Source organism: Anabaena sp. CCY 0017 (assembly GCF_963920885.1).
Lineage (GTDB): Bacteria > Cyanobacteriota > Cyanobacteriia > Cyanobacteriales > Nostocaceae > Nodularia.
In genome coordinates, this window is the sequence record NZ_CAWUDG010000009.1 from 96775 (window position 1) to 113682 (window position 16908).

Below are 16908 nucleotides of genomic sequence, written 5' to 3' on the forward strand. Positions count from 1 at the left end.
GTATATAAAACCCTTTTCATAAAATGAGCATTTATTTACTAAAGTTTACATTTGATTTTTTTTCCCTGTGAATGTAACGTCAACTTCACACTTAATTTATGAGCGAGTTTGTGGCATCTATCTTCAGGAATAGAGGGGAATAGGGCTTTGTTGTGCAAATGCGTTTCCTACTAATTAATTCGGTTTTACTTAACATTTCTTATAATTTTTACCTTCTATTCTCATAATTCTCATATCAGGCTGAAAATTTATCCTCGCTATTGGTGTTATTTATTTACGTCTATGCTTGATACAAAAAAGGCTAGGTTATCAAAAGTAGTGTATAGAGATACTTTTATTTATAGTTGTATTTACTGTAGGACTTGCATAGATGTAGTGTGTTAAACAGTTATATATGAGAAAAAATAGAAAATATTCTCTGGAAATGAAATTCAAGAAAAATTGACTGAAAATATACAAGTATGAAAAATCCCATGTCAAGGATTGCTGCATTGCGGTTCTGAGTAAACTTTCCACGTTATTCAGAGTAGCCACAAGAGATTTTCCCCAGATTTCGGTTGATCAATTCCAAATTTTAAAGTTATATGACAGAATCACAGGTTCCATCAAATTCAAATACTGTTCCGCCCCGGAATGTACCGCCACCACCACCACCACCACCATCTACCCAACGCCAGTCTACACAAACGTTGGATATGTCAGCGACTAATCGGAGTTCCACCAACCATCGTCCGGGTAATCCCCCACCGATGCCGATATCTATACCTACTTCTGCTGTAACAGCCAAAAGTAGTAGTCCGGGTCTGAGTTTAGCGCAGATTATTAGACAAGCTTATGACTTAGGATATTCTGATGTTCATTTGGGAGTAGGTGAAATCCCTCGTTTCCGCAACCGAGGAGAAATTCAGTCAACAGATTATCCACCAACAGATCGAGAGACATTTATTAGTTGGTTGCAGGAGGTGTTGACAGAGTTAGAAATTAAGCAGTTTCAAGACAATCTCGAATTTGATGGTGCAACTCAATATGACTTCGCCCGTGTGCGGATTAATATTTTTGACTCCCTCAGAGGCTATGCAATGGTGTTGAGGTTAATTCCTCTAAAAATCTTGTCGATGGAACAGTTGAGATTACCACCAATTTTGCGGGATATTTGCCACTACCACAAAGGCTTGATTTTAGTTACGGGGCCAACTGGTTCTGGTAAATCGACGACAATGGCGGCGATGATTGACTACATCAATAGAGAGATGGCTAAACATATCATCACCATTGAAGATCCTATTGAATTTGTCCACGAAAGCCGCAAATCCCTGATTAAGCAACGGGAAGTAGGAATGCACACCCGGCAATTTGATAATGCTTTAAAAGCAGCTTTACGGGAAGATCCAGATTTGATTCTGGTGGGGGAAATGCGGGATAAAGAAACCGTGAATACTGCCCTGAAAGCGGCTCAAACTGGTCACTTGGTTATGGGAACCCTACACACCAATAGTGCGGTGAAAACCATTGAACGGATTCTCAATCTTTACTCAGGGGAAGAACAAGATCCCATCCGGGTAGGAATTTCCGAGTCTTTAGTATCCGTGGTGGCTCAAGGTTTATGCCGGACAACTGATGGTAAACGGGCGGCATTCCATGACATCTTAATTAATACTGAGGCTATTAAAGAATGGATCAAAGATGGTAAGTATGATGAAATTACTGAACTGATGAAGCAAGCTAGCTTTGATGGTATGATTACGATGAATCAATCTTTGCTCAATCTCTACCACGAAGGCCGGATCACGGAAGAAACGGCTTTGGAAATGTCGCCGACTCCTAACGAAATGGCGCAGTTTCTTCGCGGACGAGTTTAGCTATAGCACAGTGTTGAGTGCGTAGGGGCGGGTTTAAGCGGTCAGTCTGTGGTTCGTCGAAATTCTTAGTAAACCCGCCCCTACATCAAGGCTTTCAAGAATCAACAATGTTCTAAGCTCCTTGGCGGTTGCTATAGAATAGGGGGTGAAAAATAAATTTTTTGATTTTTGTTTTCTCTCAACCCTGTAACTGACTTGATCACAGATAAACTATCTAAACCCCAATTGTTTAAAGGTATTGCCCTTTTTACACCAGGAGGAGATTTAATTTACTGCATCGACCCTAACAAGCAGGGTCGATGGCATTTGCATTTGTGTGCTGTTTTGCAGGAAATTTTAGATTTACCAGAACCACCACACTTTTTAGTCCCTTGTTATACTGCAACTATTGACCACTGGTTAGATCCACAAACCCACCAAGTCCGCACTTTTGCAGAAGCATATCCGGCTGTGATTCGTCATCAGGCTGTACTTAACGCTATTTTTGGCACGGATTTAGTTTGGCAAACCGCACCTTGGCAGGAGGGTTTGTGCGATCGCATGGTATTAAGTACTTATCGCTCGACTTTTCCCCAACTGTGGGAAGACCATGATTTAATTGTGGATTTGGACTGTTCTCAAGCGAAACCAAAGTATTATCCCCCGGTTATACCTACGCAAAAGCTACAGTTGCAAGCAGAGTGTTATGTCTTACGTCTGTTTGTGGCTGGACATAGTGCAAACACTGAGCGTATTCTCCAGAACCTGCACGGACTTTTAGAGCGATCGCTGGGGTATCCTTACACAATGAAGGTGATTGATGTTTTAACGAATCCTGAACAAGCGGAAATTGACCAAGTTTCGGCAACTCCGACTCTGGTTAAGGTTTGGCCGCAACCAATTAGGCGGATTGTTGGGGATATTGATAATGTCGATAAACTTTTACAGATGTTGGGTGCTAAGGAAAAAATTTAATCTTTCTGATGAAGGATGTTCTAAATACTGTAACTGTTTCCGTTTTCACGTATTTGAATCACATCTGTCGTCAAAAGAAGCAGGGGAGGGCAGGGAGCAAGGGGGAAAACTGAGACGGAGTTTGTACAAGTCCCAGTAAGAGCGCCCTAGAAGGGCGGGGCTGTTTCATTCGCTTGTGTTGGAGATTTGTCAAGAGGATAATCTCACGCAAAGGCGCAAAGTCGCAAAGAAAAATCAGGTATTTTGGGCTAAAGACACCAAAATTTTTTGTCCTGATTGTGGATTTGCCCTCAATTTTTATCTGTTTGACCCTTGCAATTTTAACCCTTTTAGGGAACGAAACAGCCCTGCTAGAAGGGCGGGGCTTGTACCCATGTTCCGCTCCGCTTCACGGCTACTGGGCAGGGATTGCTCCCCCTGCTAAAAAGCCCCTCCGCCTCTTCGGTCAGGGCGCAAGGCCTTGCGCCCCTAGCGGGTGGTCTATTTACCTGAAAATACCTATAACTAAAAATTTTAGGGCGGAAAGCACGCCAGTAAGCCACAATTATTCTTGTAAAGTTCACAATTCTGATTGAACCTTATGTCAACCAATTTACTATCAACCTATGATCCTTTAGGATTTGGTGGAGCAGTTCAAGAATATACCTGGAGTTGGGAAAACCAACCATTAAGGGTGATTTATGAAACTATCGGGACAGGTTCACCCCTCTTACTACTACCCGCCTTCAGTAGCGTTTCCATGCGTGCAGAAATGGGTGAATTAGCCAAATTACTAGCTCCCCACTTTCAAGTTACAGCAGTGGACTGGCCGGGATTTGGACAATCTTCTCGCCCTAGTTTAAATTATCGACCAGAAATATATCAGCAGTTTTTAGAAGATTTTGTCAAAACTGTGTTTAATAGTCCCATTAGTGTGGTAGCGGCTGGTCATGCTTCTAGTTATGTCTTAAAACTAGCTGTAAAGCAGCCCGATGTTTTTACGCGAATTTTGTTACTAGCACCCACTTGGCGAGGTCCGTTACCAACTATGGGAGCGAGTCCACAGATAGCAGATATGGTCAAAGGATTAGTGCGATCGCCTATAGTAGGACAAGCCCTGTACAAACTCAACACCACACCATCATTTTTAACTTGGATGTATCGCCGTCATGTTTTTAGCGACGACGCTAAACTTACACCCAGTTTCATGGAAAAAAAATGGCAAACCACGCAAAAACCAGGGGCTAGATTTGCTTCTGCGGCTTTTGTCACGGGTAATCTTGACGCTATACGAGAGCAGTCTGATTTTCTCTCACTTGTGCAATCTTTGTCTATACCCCTGATGGTAGTAATTGGGGAATCCAGTCCGCCCAAATCGCGACAAGAAATGAACGCTTTAGCCGCATTACCAGAAGTGAGAAGCGTCATCGTTCCTGGTTCCCTGGGACTACATGAAGAATACCCAGAGATTGTATTCACAGCCGTACAAGATTTTTTGTTAAGCTGAAAAGCCTGATTCTGCACCCAGAAACAGTAGAAACCAAGTAGGGGCGGGTTTATTAAAATTTTATTGGTAATTGAACATATCTGTCATAGCTTGCGTGGCGTAGCCATACCCACCCCTACATCAAGGCTTTCAGCAATCAACAATGTCCGTGTTATTGGAAACTGTCATGTTTCACTAAATGAGTAGAATCCCTGTTTATGGTAATGATTATTATTCTTGTGTTGTCAATTAAGGAATTGTTAAAAAATGCTGTTACTTTCAACTCAACGGCGTTAATATTTACTACTTATTGCAGATGTATCAGTACAAAACTGACTTTTGATGAAGCACTGGGTTGACCTCTTCAAACCAATTACAGTAAATTCACCACAAACATATAAAAAGAATTATTATGGGTGGTAATGATTATCTCAACTATCAAAAAAAGGCATTGAGACTATGTTGACTGAAGAAATTACGAATACAGTCCCTGTAACTGTCTTGACAGGCTACCTGGGTGCGGGCAAAACCACACTGCTAAACCACATTCTCACATACGAACACGGCAAAAAAGTAGCTGTAATTGTGAATGAATTTGGGGAAGTGGGTATTGATAATCAATTGATTATTGATGCGGATGAAGAAATTTTTGAGATGAATAATGGCTGTATTTGCTGTACAGTGCGGGGTGATTTAATTCGGATTGTTGGTAATTTGATGAAGCGGCGAGATAAGTTTGACCATTTAGTAATTGAAACTACTGGTTTAGCTGACCCAGCCCCAGTAATTCAAACATTTTTTGTCGATGAAGATATGCAAAGTCTTCTGTCTTTAGATGCAGTAGTAACTGTTGTGGATGCCAAGCATATTTGGCAACACTGGGATGCAGACGAAGCACAAGAACAGATTGCCTTTGCTGATGTGATTCTGCTGAATAAAACTGATTTGGTAACACCAGAACAGTTACAGGAATTAGAAAAGCGGATTCGGAGTATGAATGCGATCGCTAAAATTTACCCCACCGAAAACGCGCAACTAGGAATGGATGCTTTGTTGGGTGTGAAAGCCTTTGACTTAGCCCGTGCCTTGGAAATTGACCCAGATTTCTTGGGTGAAGATGCTCACCAACATGATGAACAAGTTTATTCTGTAGCTTTGGTAGAAAGTGGCGAACTCGATGGGCAGAAACTCAACGCTTGGCTTTCGGAATTATTGCAGACTCAAGGGCCAGATATCTTCCGCATGAAAGGGATTTTAAATATTGCTGGGGAAGATAATCGATATGTGTTCCAAGGTGTTCACATGATATTAGATGGTAAACCTGACCGCCCTTGGAAAGCAAATGAAACTCGCAAGAATGAATTGGTCTTTATTGGTCGTAATCTTGATGAAGCCCAATTGAAGCAGGATTTTCTGGCTTGTTTCGTTTGAATTATAAGAAGACGCGATGAATACTTGGTATAAGAAGACGCGATTGAACACTTGAGGAAGACGCGATGAATCGCGTCTCTACAAGGAAAATTCCCTATTCTCTTTTACATCTGCACAGATTATGAATCCCACAGCTAGCAAAACTAAGGAATTTGAAGAACACTATTCAACGACGCTTTCAGATTATGTGACTGCGATCGCTTGGTCGCCGCATGGTAAAACTTTAGGAGCAACTTCCGCAGCTGGTGACGTTGTACTGTGGCATGATGACAATCTGACAACTTTACAAACTGGTAACGGTGCATCAGTAGACTGTGTGGCTTTTTCCCCAGATGGCAAGTTTTTAGCCGTTGGTGGACAGGATGGACAGGTGAAAATCTGGCAGGATACTGAATTAATTGCCACATTAGAAAACGCCCCTGCATGGGTTGATCAGTTAGCGTGGAGTCCTACCAGTAACCAACTAGCTTTTAGTTTAGGGCGTTACGTCCAAGTATGGGATGCTGATTCTAGGGAAGTTGTTGTCACCCTGAATTTTGATAAATCCTCAGTATTGGGGCTTGATTGGCGTAGCGATGGACAGTATTTAGCTATTGGTGGCTATCAGGGAGTTAAGGTTTGGGATAGCCAAAACTGGGATCAGGAACCGTATATTCTAGATATGCCTAGTGTCAGTATCGCGATGGCTTGGTCTCCCGATGGCAAATTCCTGGCTTCTGGCAACATGGATCGCAGTATCACTGTTTTAGAATGGAACAATCCCGATCCTTGGGTGATGCGTGGCTTTCCTGGTAAAATCCGTAAATTAGCATGGTCAGAAGCTACTACTAAACTGGGTGCGCCAATTTTGGCATCTTCCAGCGTTGAAGGTATCGTAGTTTGGGAAAAGCTAGAGGATGAATCTTTGGGTTGGGAAGCCCGAATTTTAACGAATCACGTTGATATTATCACTGCGATCGCCTTTGCTCCTAACAGCTTCCTTCTCGCTTCCGCCGCTAGTGATGGCTGGCTGTGTTTGTGGAACAAAGCTAAACAAGTAACCCAAGTGCTGACAGGTGTTTCCGGCGGATTTTCTAGCCTAGCTTGGCATCCTCAAGGTAAATTCCTCGCCGCAGGTGGTGACAAAGGCGAATTACTCGTTTGGTCTAAGGTGCTACGAGGTCAAGGATTCGGGCGTAGTTAAAAGTACATAATCATACAGGTTGAAGACAGTCAATTAATTGGCTATGCTGTATCAGAAATAGTATTTATCTGTGAATTATGAACATAGCCAAAATGACTTTGCTTGCCTGTCCTGTATTTCTTACCTCTATACTACTGGTAGCAACTCCTGCACAGGCATCCAGTCTTAATCCTGCATTTGCTACACAAATGATTTCGGTAGCATCTACCCAACCTATTAGCGAATTAGCAACGCTTCATGCTACCAGAACATCTAATCCAATTCTGGATCAACTTGGTTGCAATTGCGCCACTTGTTTTCAGTCTAAATTTGAATTGTTGCAAGGGCAATTACCAGTTATCAGTTAACAGTTATCAGTTATCACTGCTGTACCACCACTAAGTGAGAAGGAACGCGCTCAATTATTGCAAATGATGGGTGGAGATGCTATTTGGGGAGCAGTTGAGCGTTATTTAGGGATAAAATTGGCATTTCAAAACTGTCATAATGTCGCTGCTTTTCACCCAGATAAATTAAATTCTTCCGCTTATCAAGGATTTATGTCAATTCAAAGTCAAATTCTTAATCAAACCCCAGAATTAGTAGACTGTTAAACCAATATCAAGAAGCTTAGATCCCCGACTTTTTTAAAAAGTCGGGGATCTTCCTGTTCATAGCTGAATTAGGATTACTATCCAATAAATTAATTTAAGTCTTCATATTCAGACTAATTTGCTGATTTTGTTACGCTTGTATATCCAAACTTTTTAATCTAGGGTTACAATTGCCTTAGATTCATTGTTATGAGTAATAATCACCATAATCAGCACATCTACTATTTTAAAATTTTCAGCACTTTCATACATTACTGATGAGTTAAAGATGCTAAAAGAAATACCATTAAATAATTACTTACGAGCAACATTAGCCCTCTTCACAGTTGCATTTATTGGCTGTGGAAATCAAGCAGCCAGCACTTCATTCACTCAGACAACCACAACAATAGACGAAAATCTCCCCCGTGTTGTCGCCACTACAACTGTACTTTGTGACTTAACTAGACAGATAGCTGAAAATACAATTAACCTGATTTGCTTGGCTTCTCCCGGTAATGACACTTACCTCTATCAACCCAAACCAGAAGACCGGGAAGCGATCGCACAAGCTAATATAATTCTGTATAGTGGCTACAATTTAAACCCAGAATTGAGCAAAATAGTTGCCGAAAGTCAAAATTCTGCCCCCAAAATAGCTGTAAATCAACTTGCGGTGACTCAACCACAGCAATTTCAGGTATCTGGTCAAAATTTACCTAACCCTCATATTTGGCACAATCCTCAAAACGCGATCAGGATGGTAGAGGTAATTAGCAACAACTTAGGAAAATTACAACCTGATAACGCTACATTATATAGTAGTAATGCCACAGGAATTAAAAATCAACTAACTCAACTCGATAGTTGGATAAAATCAAGAGTAGATACTATTCCTGATAATCAACGCAAATTAGTTACAACGAGTAATATATTAAATTATTATGCCACAGCCTACAAAATTCCTTTAGTAGTCGGGTTAAACGGTGTCAGTGGTGGGGGAAATATCACAGATACACAAGTCAAAAATTGGGCGAGAACTATTCAGCAAGCGCAAGTACCCACAATTTTTGCTGAGACCACAATTAACTCCGAATTAATTCAACCTGTGGCTACAGAAGCGAATGTGAGAGTATCAAGAAGACCACTATATACTAATGGACTGAGTGAACCAGGAAGCGAAGCTGATACCTATCAAAAGCTGATGGTTGCTAATACCCGCACAATTGTCGAAGGGTTGGGAGGAACTTACTTAATCTTTGCCCCAAAAGCTGCTCAATGAAAAGTAGTAGTGGCGTGACAAGGCTAAAATAGTGCATGAGACGTAGGTTGGGTTAAGCGCAGCGCAACCCAACGCGACCAATAATGTTGGGTTTCCTTACGTCAACCCAACCTACAATTTTTTTGCAATATTTTAAGCTTGCCACGCCAGTAGGCTAACGCACCATCTTTAATTTTTCTGAGCTTTCAGGTTAGCGGGAAGTCGCATAAGCCATTTTTGACTTGATAATTGCCTGGACGATTTTCTCACTAGCCATTCTCGCGCCTGATAAATTCCGCGCTGTCGGTCCCACCTGCAAAGCCGATAACCCACCCGTAATAAATAATTCACAACCAGACCAACGCAGATAATCATCCAAAATTGGTAAGCCGTTGACTATGGAAATCGGGTAAGTTTCTAAGATTTCTGTTAATAATGGTTCAGCCGTGACATCAAATTTATTGCCAGTACATAGCCATATCCGTTCACATTCGTACTCACCGCCGTTATTACATTGGACTTGCCAATGATCCTCTAACCATTGCGCTTTTTCAATTTGGCAATATTCATCCATGATCAAATTACCATGACGCACAGCCCGACGCAACTGCATAGCGATCGCCTGAGTCATCGAACCACCATTTCGGGCTTGCTGAATCATTTCCCAGCGCTTTTGGTAATCAGACTCAGCAAAAAATGCTTTCAGGTAATAAATCTTTTAAATACAGTGATAATCATTATCATGATAGCTCTATATGTTATTTCACAGCAAGTCGCCAATACAAGATGAGTGCTAAGATTTGAGGAAGTAATTGAGTAGGTGTTGAGTAATGACAGTTGCAAAATCTCAAGCCGAATTTAAGCGCCAAGTGCTGTTATATCCTGGTGAAGATGGTTACTTTGTGGTAGAAGTACCCAGTTTACCTGGTTGCATTAGTCAAGGGAAAACAAGAGAGGAAGCCTTGGCGAACATTGAAGAAGCAATTGCACTCTACATTGAAGTTCTGCAAGACCGGGGCGAACCTGTTCCCTCTGATACAATTGAAGTCGTACTGGTATGAGTAAGCTGCCTGTGATATCAGGATCAGATTGTATCAAGGCACTTGAAACAATCAGCTTTATTGTGATTCCACAGCGTGGCAGTCATATTATTTTAGTTCGTGATCAACCTAAAACCACAATCACTGTACCAGATCATAAAGAGCTAGATCGAGGCGCTTTACGTACAATTATTCGTCAAGCTGGCTTGTCCGTTGAGGAATTTGTGGAACTACTGTAAAGTAAATACTCATGGTTTGATGAGACGTTCTTCAGACTTACGGTATTGAGCAATTAACCTGCGACGTTGGAGGGGTGGATAAAGCAGCATAGTTGCTAAGGGTAAACCCATTCCTGCTAGTACTAATAAAATGTAGGGGTTGAACAGTCCGACTATACAACCAATTCCGAAGCTGATTCCTAATCCTGCTGTGAGTAGCAGCAACCGTCGAACAATTGACTTATGCTCAAAAGTGTAAATCATATTTTTAGCCACTATAACAGCCCAACCCATAGCCACCATAACAGCCCCACTCATAGCCACACCCCCAGCACCAGCCCCAGCCTTAAGCATAGCCACCATAACAGCCCCAGCCCCACCCACAGCTATAGCCCCCATAACAGCCCCACTCGCAGCCCCACGCGTAGCCCCAGCCCCACCCACAGCCCCACCAGCAGCCCCACCCACAGCCCCCACAAAAGCCCCCACAAAAGCTACCATCAAAGCCCCATCCCCACCCACAGCTATAGCCCAAGATATAGTTATAGATACCACCGCAAAAACTAAGAATATGACAGCAAATTGAGTATAAGGGACTTTTCGCTTTTCAATTGGCAGAGGCGCTGTCTGGACTTGCACAGTTAAAGAGTAAACTGCTGGATCAGCATTGGTACGCAATAGTAACTGACGTTTATACAGCTTGTCCGCCATCAACTTGCTAGTATCCACTTGCACATTACATTGAGTATGATGACGGCTAAACTGAGGAGGTTGTACAGTAATCCACGGGTGAGAATCTGGGGTATGGGGTGGGTCTTGGGGATGAGGCGCGACTTCCCATTTACCTTCGAGCATCGTATCTGGTATCGGGTTCTCAACTGTAATAATTTGCCTTAGCCTTTCACCTAACCGCGTTGCTGTGAACTCCAGCAACGATGTACTCAACTCAACTCCCGGTACACGTACCAAATCAAGCTGTTTTAACGCATCTGAAGCTGTTTGTGCATCAGCAAAACGTTCCTTGAATCGAGGTTTCACCATCAACTCCAACCAGTCGAGAAAGCGCAGGCTTAATTTAGGCAACAAATGACGAAAATTAATCACATAAGGGTCATCATCATCACTTAAATTTTGCATCTGCGTTGATTTTGTCCCAGTCAGCAGACAAATCAGCGTAGCACCCAAACCATATAGATCAGATCCTACCGTTGGCTTACGTATTTGTTCGGGCGGAATAAAACCAGGTGTCCCATTAAATAGACTACTAGCAGCTAGTTCTTGGCTACCAATGCGACTCATGCCAAAGTCAATCAGATAAACATTGAATTGCTCATCCACTAAGATATTTTCTGGTTTAATATCTCGATGGATCACCGGAGGAATCCGATTTTGTAAATATACTAATATTTCTAAAGCTTTGACGGCTATTTGTTTAATTTCTTCCGGGTCAAAGCTGCGTTGAACTGCTAAATTCGGGGCGTTTTTGTATTCTTGAATTAAACAAAAGCCATCGGTTGTTTCCAATACACCTAAATATTTGGGAATCCCTGGATGATTGAGTCCCTGTAGAACTTGAATTTCTCGCTCATGTTCTTTATAAGCTGACCAATTTGAACCAACTTGAGCAAAACAGAACTGCTTGACTACTACTTGTTGACTTGTCTTTAAATCTGTTGCTAACCATGCAATTCTTCCCCCTTCGCGATTCCGTCCCAGTTCGCTGATGACTTGATAGCCTTGTGGGGAAAAGTCTGGATAGTTCATAGTTGGGTAGCACCAAGTTAATGTGACTAATTTAGCACATAGAGCTTTTTCAAAAGGATTTCAGAAAAGTGTCGGTATACTGTGATTGACCTTCATTTATGGTTTGATGAGACGATTTTCAGACTGGCGGTATTGAGCAATTAACTTGCGTCGTTCAAACCGTGGATAAAGCAGCATTGTTGCTAAAGGTAATCCAGTTCCTGCTATTGCTAAAAAAATGTAGGGATTGAAAACTCCGAAGATAACACCAATTCCGAAGCTGATTCCTAATCCTGCCGTGAGTAACAGCAATTGTATAGGAATTGACCTAATCTTAGCATTCATCGAACCAATTACAGTTCCAATCACAGCCACTAGCATAGCCCCGAAAACAGACCCTGCACTGGCAAAATTTACACTCGCCGCCCCAATTACCGCCCCAATTACCGACCCAATCACAGCCAAGAATGCAGCCACACCCACCGCCTGACTAGCACCTACACGCGCAGCACTTCCAGCCCCCATCGCCCCCCCCATCGCTACCCCAATCATCGCCCCACTTACAGCCGTAATCACAGTCTCCGCTCCACCAATAGCTATAGCCCAAGAGAAGAATAGAGATACAACAGCACAGGGCAAAAATACGTAAAGAAGATCAGCGTCAGGCATTGTATCCCTTTCTATCGGTAAAGGAGCCGTCTGTACTTGCACAGTTAAACTGTAAACTTCTGGGTCAGCATTAGTACGCAATATTAGCTGGCGTTTATATAACTTATCTGCCATCAATTTGCTAGTATCTAACAAGACAGTACATACAGTATCATTGCGGCTAAATTTAGCAGGTTCTATCACAATCCAAGGGTGAGAAACTGGGGTATGAGGTGGGTCTTGAGGATGGTGTGCAACTTGCCATTTACCTTGTAGCACTGTACCAGAGATGGTATTAACAACCTCAATCGGTTGTTTCATCTGTTCACCTAACTTAGTTGCTTCAAACACTAGTATTGATTGACTCAATTTAACTTCTGGGACACGGATTAAATCAAGAGGTTTCAACATATCTAAAGCTGTTTGTGCATCAGTAAAACGTTCTTTGAGTCGAGGTTTTACCATTAACTCTAACCAGTTGAGAAAGTGTGAACTTAACCGAGGTAATAAATAACGAAAATTAATCACATAAGGGTCATCATCATCAGTTAAATTGTACATCTGCGTTGATTTTGTCCCAGTGAGTAGACAAATCAGCGTAGCACCCAAACCATACAGGTCAGATCCTACCGTTGGTTTACGTATTTGTTCGGGTGGAATAAAGCCAGGTGTACCATTAAATACACTACTAGCAGCTAGTTCCTGGCTACCAATGCGACTCATGCCAAAGTCAATTAAATAGACATTGATTTGCTCATCCACTAAGATATTTTCTGGTTTAATATCTCGATGGATCACCGGAGGAATCCGATTTTGCAAATAAACTAATATCTCTAAGGCTTTAACAGCTATTTGTTTGATTTCTTCCGGGTCAAAGCTACGCCCAACTGCTAAATTTGGAGCGTTTTTGTATTCTTGGATTAAACAAAAGCCATCCGGGGTTTCAAATGCACCCAAACATTTGGGAATCCCTGGATGATTTAGTCCTTGTAAGACTTGAATTTCTCGCTCGTGTTCTTTATACGCTGACCAGTTTGAACCAATTTGAGCAAAACAGAACTGCTTAACTACTACCTGTTGACTTGTCTTCAGGTCTGTCGCTAACCATGCAATTCTCCCCCCTTCGCGATTCCGTCCCAGTTCGTTGATGACCTGATAACCTTGTGGAGAAAAGTCTGGATAGCTCATAGTCTGCTACTAGCAAGTTGATGTGATTAATTTAGCATATTGAGCTTTTTCATCATGGCTTGAGCAGACGTTCCTCAAACTGACCGTATTGAGCAATTAACCTGCGATGTTTGAGGGGTGGATCAAGCAGTATTATTAAGTAGTTTGACACAATGTCATTGCGATCGCTCTCAGCACAGCTATGCCCGCAGGGCTTTACAGTACTTAGCACTTTGCTATACTTTGGGGAGAAATTTTCATATAAAGGTGTAGGTTGACAAAGGCGAGTTGCGTCCACCTGACTAACTTCCTCTTCTCCGATAGATAAAAATAAGTGCAAAACTATACTAAAGTTTACGTATGATGATGGAATCAGCAATTGGTGAACAAATTATCACCACTAATCTCAAGCAATTTCTTTTGGTACTTTCTGTATCTTTAGGGGTGGCGACGTTACCGCAGATATTTAGTTGGTTTCGCCACATCCCCTATACATTACTCCTCGTAATTGTGGGCTTAGGGTTGGCCTTTATTGATGTCCGCCTTGTTACCCTTTCCCCAGAATTAATTCTGTTCATCTTTTTGCCGCCGTTATTGTTTGAAGCTGCCTGGAATTTGCGCTGGGCGGAGTTAAAACGCAATTTGGTGACAATTTGCTTGTATGCAGTTTTAGGGGTAGTAATTTCCATTGCAGGCATCGCCTTTGGTTTAAATCAACTAGCGGGCATATCTTTAAGTACGGCTTTGCTGATTGGCGCTAGTTTATCTGCTACTGACCCGGTTTCTGTGACTGCTTTATTCCGCGAGTTGGGCGTGGGTAAAAATCTCACCACCATGATGGAAGGCGAAAGCTTATTTAATGATGGCATGGCGGTGGTGGCCTTTGGTTTTATGGTGGCGCTATCTTTGGGAAATGCCGAATTGGGTGTCCAGCCAATTTTGTTACAACTGGGAATAGTCGTTGGTATCGGCGTAGCAGTGGGTGGATTAATTGGTTTTGGTATTTCTTATCTCACCCAGCGCTTTGATTTACCAATGGTGGAACAGTCTTTAACTCTGGTTTCTGCTTACGGTACGTACCTAATTATTGAAGAGTTGGGTGGGTCTGGAGTAATTGGAGTTGTCACCACAGGCTTAATTTTAGGTAACTTTGGTTCTCGCGTCGGTATGAATCCCCGTACTAGGGTGATTGTTTCAGAATTTTGGGATTTTTTAGCATTTTTTGTGAACTCAATTGTCTTTTTATTGATTGGCGACCAAATTCGCTTTGCTGTTTTGGGCGAGAATCTGCAAATCATTGGGATTACAATAGTAGCCATGATTTTGATGCGGGCTGTGGCTATTTATCTTCTCAGCAATTTGAGTGCTGCGATTACCCAATCTCAAATCCCTTTATCTGAACAGACTATTTTATGGTGGGGTGGGGTACGCGGTTCTGTTTCTATTGCCTTAGCCTTAAGTGTACCCATAGGACTGCCAGAACGAGAAAAAATTATTGCTACGGTGTTTGGAGTAGTTTTATTTACTCTACTCGTCCAAGGATTAAGTATTAAACCTTTGTTGCAGAAACTGAATCTTTTGGGTGATACACCTCTACGTGATCGATATTCAGAACTGGCTACCCGTCATGTGGCTTTAGAACGTGTTTTGCAGCATCTCCAGTCAGATAACCGTCTAGGTATTGACCCTGAGTTTTACCGTTATCAAGAAACACTGATTAAAGGGGAGATGGAAAATCTGCAAATCAAAATTGATAAGTTACAGGTTGAATATCCCAATGTACGCAACTTTATCACTGAACAGTTCCGGGAAGAACTTTTGGCTATTGAAGCAGACACTTATGCAGAGTTTGTCCGCGCTGGTCGGTTAAATACGGAACTAGCCCCAATGCTGGAAGATGTTTGGGATCACGGGGACAGTTGAAGAAGAGGCAAGGGAATAAGTGCTATTTTGTTTAAAACTCCCCCTTGCTCTCTTTTCCCTACCTCTTCTTTGAGGTTTTTTCTTAACTACATTGTTAAAGATTGAGCATCGGTTTCAATCAATTTTGCTAAATCTTTTAAGAACGCCGCAGCGTCAGCACCGTAAATAATCCGGTGGTCACAGGTAATGTTTACTTGCATTTGTTGGCGCACGCCAAATAAACCGTCGCCTGTGGCTACTACTTGCGGACGAGATCCACCAATGGCTAAAATTGAGCCTTGTCCAGGGGGTAAAATAGCATCAAATGTGTCTACGCCAAACATCCCTAAGTTCGACAAAGTAAATGTACCACTGTTGTATTCTTCGGGTTGGAGTTGTTTGGATTTAGCACGTTCTACTAAATTTTTCCACGTCCGGGAGAGAGAATAAATATCTACCATGTCTGCATTTTGCAAAACTGGTGTAATTAATCCGCCATCATCCATTGCTACGGCTATGGCAATGTTGATCCCAGAATGAGAAACAATTCCCTGTTCTGAATAACTGGCATTTAATAATGGATGTTTTTGTAATGTCACCGCTACGGCTTTAGCCAATAGCGCTGTCATGGTTACGCCTTTGGATTTAATTTGTTTGTAAAGTTTATCTAAGCCATCAGTGGTAATTGTGTAACCCACACGGAAAACTGGTACAGCTAGACTAGCTACCATGTTCCGCACTACAGCTTGCTGGAAGGTTGTGAACGGCACTGTTTGACCAGGAACAACTGGTACTAATGCGGGTGCGGGTGCGGGTGCTGGAGTGTAGGTGGGTTTTGGTGCTGGGGTAGCGGCGGCTGGCTGGCCTTTATTCACAGATGATTCTACATCTTCGGCAACGATGCGACCATAGGGGCCACTACCTTGGAGAGTAGTTAAATCAACTTTGAGTTCTTTGGCTAATTTGCGGGCGCGGGGTGAAACTACTAGTCTTCCTTCCCGGTGGTTAGACCCGTTTTGAGTCGCCAAGGCAGGTGTTCCCACTGAGGCGGTGGCTGCAACTGGTTCGGGGGTTGGGGTTGGGGTGGACGCAGCTGAACCGGAGTTAGCCAAATTCTTGGCGGTGGCGATTTCGGCTTCTGTTTCGACTACGTAGGCGATCGCCGACCCTACAGGTGCAGTATCACCAGCTTGTACTATGATATGGGCAAGATATCCTTCATAGAAGGTTTCCACATCCATATCTGCCTTATCTGACTCTACCACCACCACGGTTTCGCCTTTTTCCACTTTATCGCCTGGCGATTTCACCCAGGAAACGATTTTTCCTTCGGTCATGGTGGAACTCAGCGCCGGCATAAATACTTCGTGAATGCTCATAAAGTGGTATCAGAATCAATGGTTTATGGACTTTAACAGCTTTTGCCAGATTAAATTGTATCTTGGCCGAGAAGATTTAAATCAGT

The 16908-nt window shown here is 42.5% G+C and carries 14 protein-coding genes and 1 pseudogene; 11 read left to right on the forward strand and 4 right to left on the reverse strand.

The features are described from left to right. Positions 1-584 precede the first annotated feature (584 nt). The 8 genes from ACM0OW_RS13325 (at position 585) to ACM0OW_RS13360 (ending at position 8746) form a co-directional block, all read left to right on the forward strand. Complete coding sequence (locus ACM0OW_RS13325; RefSeq protein ID WP_414550584.1) at positions 585-1859, forward strand: type IV pilus twitching motility protein PilT; 1275 nt, start codon at positions 585-587, stop codon at positions 1857-1859. 168 nt (positions 1860-2027) lie between these two features. Further along, positions 2028-2813, forward strand: a complete 786-nt coding sequence (locus ACM0OW_RS13330; protein ID WP_414550585.1) for a circadian clock KaiB family protein — start codon at positions 2028-2030, stop codon at positions 2811-2813. Between the two features lie 580 nt (positions 2814-3393). Further along, entirely contained in the window at positions 3394-4299 is a 906-nt protein-coding gene (locus tag ACM0OW_RS13335; RefSeq protein WP_414550586.1) for an alpha/beta fold hydrolase, read from the forward strand. A gap of 438 nt (positions 4300-4737) precedes the next feature. Continuing rightward, on the forward strand, positions 4738-5709 hold the full coding sequence (locus tag ACM0OW_RS13340; RefSeq protein WP_414550587.1) for a CobW family GTP-binding protein: 972 nt from the start codon (positions 4738-4740) through the stop codon (positions 5707-5709). A 121-nt stretch (positions 5710-5830) separates the two neighbouring features. Beyond that, complete coding sequence (locus ACM0OW_RS13345; RefSeq protein WP_414550588.1) at positions 5831-6892, forward strand: WD40 repeat domain-containing protein; 1062 nt, start codon at positions 5831-5833, stop codon at positions 6890-6892. A gap of 77 nt (positions 6893-6969) precedes the next feature. Further along, entirely contained in the window at positions 6970-7239 is a 270-nt protein-coding gene (locus ACM0OW_RS13350; RefSeq protein WP_414550589.1) for a hypothetical protein, read from the forward strand. A gap of 12 nt (positions 7240-7251) precedes the next feature. Further along, positions 7252-7485, forward strand: a complete 234-nt coding sequence (locus ACM0OW_RS13355) for an SCO5389 family protein (RefSeq protein WP_414550655.1) — start codon at positions 7252-7254, stop codon at positions 7483-7485. A 268-nt stretch (positions 7486-7753) separates the two neighbouring features. After that, positions 7754-8746, forward strand: a complete 993-nt coding sequence (locus ACM0OW_RS13360) for a metal ABC transporter solute-binding protein, Zn/Mn family (protein ID WP_414550590.1) — start codon at positions 7754-7756, stop codon at positions 8744-8746. A gap of 190 nt (positions 8747-8936) precedes the next feature. Here ACM0OW_RS13360 and ACM0OW_RS13365 read toward each other — a convergent pair. Next, positions 8937-9434, reverse strand: a pseudogene (locus ACM0OW_RS13365) (FAD-dependent oxidoreductase); the annotation flags it as partial. A gap of 121 nt (positions 9435-9555) precedes the next feature. Between ACM0OW_RS13365 and ACM0OW_RS13370 the strand changes: the two are divergent. Together ACM0OW_RS13370 and ACM0OW_RS13375 are read left to right on the forward strand one after the other, a co-directional pair. Continuing rightward, positions 9556-9786: a type II toxin-antitoxin system HicB family antitoxin gene (locus ACM0OW_RS13370; protein WP_271933455.1), complete on the forward strand. Its 231-nt coding sequence runs from the start codon at positions 9556-9558 to the stop codon at positions 9784-9786. Beyond that, positions 9783-10004 (forward strand): type II toxin-antitoxin system HicA family toxin, encoded by a 222-nt coding sequence (locus ACM0OW_RS13375; protein ID WP_414550591.1) that lies wholly within the window; start codon positions 9783-9785, stop codon positions 10002-10004. The genes ACM0OW_RS13370 and ACM0OW_RS13375 overlap by 4 nt, the downstream gene beginning before the upstream one ends. A 9-nt stretch (positions 10005-10013) precedes the next feature. Here ACM0OW_RS13375 and ACM0OW_RS13380 read toward each other — a convergent pair whose 3' ends face one another. Together ACM0OW_RS13380 and ACM0OW_RS13385 are read right to left on the reverse strand one after the other, a co-directional pair. Further along, positions 10014-11747: a serine/threonine protein kinase gene (locus ACM0OW_RS13380; RefSeq protein WP_414550592.1), complete on the reverse strand. Its 1734-nt coding sequence runs from the start codon at positions 11745-11747 to the stop codon at positions 10014-10016. A 96-nt stretch (positions 11748-11843) separates the two neighbouring features. Beyond that, positions 11844-13562: a protein kinase domain-containing protein gene (locus ACM0OW_RS13385; RefSeq protein ID WP_414550593.1), complete on the reverse strand. Its 1719-nt coding sequence runs from the start codon at positions 13560-13562 to the stop codon at positions 11844-11846. A 339-nt stretch (positions 13563-13901) separates the two neighbouring features. On the opposite strand from ACM0OW_RS13385, the gene ACM0OW_RS13390 reads away from it, so the two are divergent. Further along, the gene (locus ACM0OW_RS13390; protein WP_414550594.1) at positions 13902-15464 is read left to right on the forward strand and encodes a cation:proton antiporter; all 1563 of its coding nucleotides are present in this window, start codon (positions 13902-13904) and stop codon (positions 15462-15464) included. Positions 15465-15550: 86 nt separating this feature from the next. On the opposite strand, the gene ACM0OW_RS13395 is transcribed toward ACM0OW_RS13390, so the two are convergent. Then, a complete protein-coding gene (locus ACM0OW_RS13395; RefSeq protein WP_414550595.1) occupies positions 15551-16822 on the reverse strand; it encodes a dihydrolipoamide acetyltransferase family protein in 1272 nt (423 codons plus the stop codon). Positions 16823-16908: the final 86 nt, after the last annotated feature.